Raw genomic sequence first — 3006 nt, 5'->3', positions numbered from 1 at the left:
ACGCCACTTATACCTACCCAAGCACCTATGCATGGCGATTTAGCCAATCCCGTTCGGGCCAGCCTGCCGCCTCCGATCGGTCAATTCCTGGTGGCAACCCTACACCCGATGCCGCCGCGGCTACGTGTCGAACACCTCGATAGGGCCGACCGCGCGGGACTGAACCCGCCGTCCGCCCAAGGAAACCGAATACCATGCAATCGTCTTCTCTCGCTCTGCCCCTGACCCAACCCCAGGCTGCCAATACCGCCGTCAGCCAGCGTCTGCCCAGCCCGCACCTGCTCAAGCAGCAGATGCCGCTCTCCACTGCCCTTGCCCATCAGGTCGAACACCATCGTCAGGCCGTGCGCGCCATTCTCGAAGGCCGCGACCAGCGCTTGCTGGTCATCGTCGGTCCCTGCTCGATCCACGACCCGCGCTCGGCGCTCGAATACGCCGACCGTCTGGCCGCCCTCGCCACCGAGGTCAGCGACCAACTGCTGCTGGTGATGCGCGCCTACGTCGAAAAGCCGCGCACTACCGTTGGCTGGAAAGGCCTGGCCTACGACCCGCACCTCGATGGCAGCGACGACATGCACGCGGGCCTGGCCCTTTCTCGCGGGCTGATGCTTGGCATGATCGAGCGCGGGTTGCCGATCGCCACCGAACTGCTGCAGCCAATGGCCGCCGGCTACTTCGATGACCTGCTCAGCTGGGCGGCGATCGGCGCGCGCACCACCGAGTCGCAGATCCACCGCGAGATGGTCAGCGGCCTGGGGTTGCCGGTCGGGTTCAAGAACGGCACCGACGGTGGCGTGGCGATTGCCTGCGATGCCATTCGCAGCGCGGCGCACCCGCACCGTCACTTCGGCATAGACGCCCAGGGCTTCCCGGCTATTGTCGAAATCCTTGGCAACCTCGACACTCACCTGGTGCTGCGCGGCGGCCACAAGGGCCCGAACTTTGACGCAGCCAGCGTCGAGCAGGCGCGCCAGGGGCTCGCCAAGGCCGGGCTGCCGGCGCGGATCATGGTCGATTGCAGCCACGCCAACAGCGGCAAGGACCCGGCCCGCCAGCCCGCGGTGCTTGACGATGTGCTGGCGCAGCGCGCGGCGGGCGACCGGTCGTTGGTGGGGGTGATGCTTGAGAGTCATCTGTTCGATGGGTGCCAGGCGCTGGGCAAGGGCGCGTTGAAGTACGGGGTGTCGATCACCGATGGTTGCCTGGGGTGGGAGTCCACCGAAGCGCTGTTGCGCCGGGCTGCGGGCGAGGTCTGAAGTCGTGGTGCGCCGGATCTAGGCTGGCTGCCCCGCCCAGCGCAGCGGGCGTTGTGGGAGATTCTGTCCAGCTGGCTGGATTCGGTGTTCCCTGCCGCTAACGCACAACACGACAATCTTGCGCCCCGACGAGGGCTCTGCCCTCGTTTCGCGCGGTCCGGCGTTCCGGCACAAGGCACGCTCCCACAGGGCCCGGCGATGCCGGGCCGGGGGCTATGATCGCCTCGGTAGAAGACAGTTGCTCCCACAAATGCCCTGGATTTCGTAGTCGGCTAGGCGCCCCCCAAGACACCACCCCCGCTTATGCGATAGTCTTGGCGTTTTCAAGAAGGAGTATTTCCCATGGCCAAAGCCACTGCCCGCCACATCCTGGTCTCCAGCGAAGACAAGTGCAACGAACTGAAGTCGCAGATCGAAGCCGGTGCCGATTTCGCCGAGGTCGCCAAGGCCAACTCCACCTGCCCGTCCAGCCGCCAGGGCGGTGACCTGGGCTCGTTCGGCCCAGGCCAGATGGTCAAGGAATTCGACACCGTGGTCTTCAGCGCCCCGCTGAACGTGGTCCAGGGCCCGGTCAAGACCCAGTTCGGCTACCACCTGCTCGAAGTGACCAGCCGCCAGGACTGATCCTTGAGCGCCATGGATGGCCTGAAACCCGCAGGAGCTGCCCGCCCTTGGCGCGCGCTCCTGCTGCTCTTGCTGCTGGGCACGGCAGCGCACTCAAGTGCCGAACCGGCCCACGCCCTCACCGTCTATGGTGAAACCCCGCGCTACCCTTCCCGCTTCCAGCACTTCGATTACGTAAACCCTGACGCCCCCAAAGGCGGCAGTCTGCGCCGTTCCGCCATGGAAATCGGCCAGTTCGACCATATTCTCCCCTATCTCGACAAAGGCGTCGGCGTCACTGAGGTCAATGGCTGGCTCTACGCCCCGCTGGCCGTTCGCTCGTTCGATGAGCCCTACACCGTCTACGGCCTGATCGCCCAACGCCTCGAGCGCGGCCCCGGCGATGCCTGGCTTCGCGTCGAGCTCGACCCGCGCGCCACCTTCGCCGATGGCAAGCCGGTGCGTGCCGAGGATGTGCGCTTCACCTTCGACACCTTGATGAGCAAGGGCAGCCTCAGTTACCGCACCCAGTTTGCCGATGTCACCGGCGTCGTGGTCGAAAACCCGCGCAGTGTTCGCTTCGATTTCAGGCAACCCCATAGCCGCACCCTGCCCCTGGACCTGGCCAGCCTGCCGGTGCTGCCCGAGCACGACTGGACCGGCCGGGACTTCGCCGACGGCGCCGGCTTCGGCAAACCCATCGGCAGCGGCCCGTACCGCATCGGCCGAGTCGACAATGGGCGTAGCATCACCTTTGAGCGCGACACCCACTGGTGGGCCAGGGACCTGCCCGTCAGCCGCGGCCGCTTCAACTTCGAGCGCATACGCATCGAGTATTTCGGCGATACCGAGGTGGCGCGCCAAGTGCTGCGCGGCGGTGGCTACGACTACAACCGCGAGTTCTCGGCCACCGCCTACACCCTCGGCTACGCTGGCGACGCCCTGGACGACGGGCGCCTGCAGCGTGCCCACCTGGGCAGCCAGAAGCCGCAGAACGCCCAGGGCTTCGTGTTCAACCTTGACCGCCCGGTGTTCAAGGACCGTCGCGTGCGCCAGGCCTTGGCGATGCTGTGGGACTTCGAGTGGAGCAACCGGCATATGATGCGCAACTTGTACATCCGTCAGCAGAGCGTGTTCTCCAATACCC

The 3006-nt window shown here is 66.0% G+C and carries 3 protein-coding genes; all 3 read left to right on the top strand.

The genetic code is table 11. The features are described 5' to 3' along the window. Positions 1–194 precede the first annotated feature (194 nt). Positions 195–1256 (top strand): 3-deoxy-7-phosphoheptulonate synthase, encoded by a 1062-nt coding sequence (locus tag VJS90_RS01250; RefSeq protein ID WP_324118260.1) that lies wholly within the window; start codon positions 195–197, stop codon positions 1254–1256. Positions 1257–1598: 342 nt separating this feature from the next. Further along, positions 1599–1880 (top strand): peptidylprolyl isomerase, encoded by a 282-nt coding sequence (locus VJS90_RS01245; RefSeq protein ID WP_324118258.1) that lies wholly within the window; start codon positions 1599–1601, stop codon positions 1878–1880. A gap of 12 nt (positions 1881–1892) precedes the next feature. Beyond that, positions 1893–3006 (top strand): extracellular solute-binding protein (locus tag VJS90_RS01240; RefSeq protein ID WP_324118262.1); only part of this gene is annotated, 1114 nt, incomplete at its 3' end.

The organism is Pseudomonas sp. (assembly GCF_035277045.1).
Lineage (GTDB): Bacteria > Pseudomonadota > Gammaproteobacteria > Pseudomonadales > Pseudomonadaceae > Aquipseudomonas.
This window is presented reverse-complemented; position numbering and strand designations above follow the sequence as displayed.

Excerpts from the sequence above, each read along its gene's own strand:
- VJS90_RS01250 (WP_324118260.1), top strand. The coding sequence starts at position 195 with ATGCAATCGTCTTCTCTCGCTCTGCCCCTGACCCAACCCCAGGCTGCC.
- VJS90_RS01245 (WP_324118258.1), top strand. The coding sequence starts at position 1,599 with ATGGCCAAAGCCACTGCCCGCCACATCCTGGTCTCCAGCGAAGACAAG.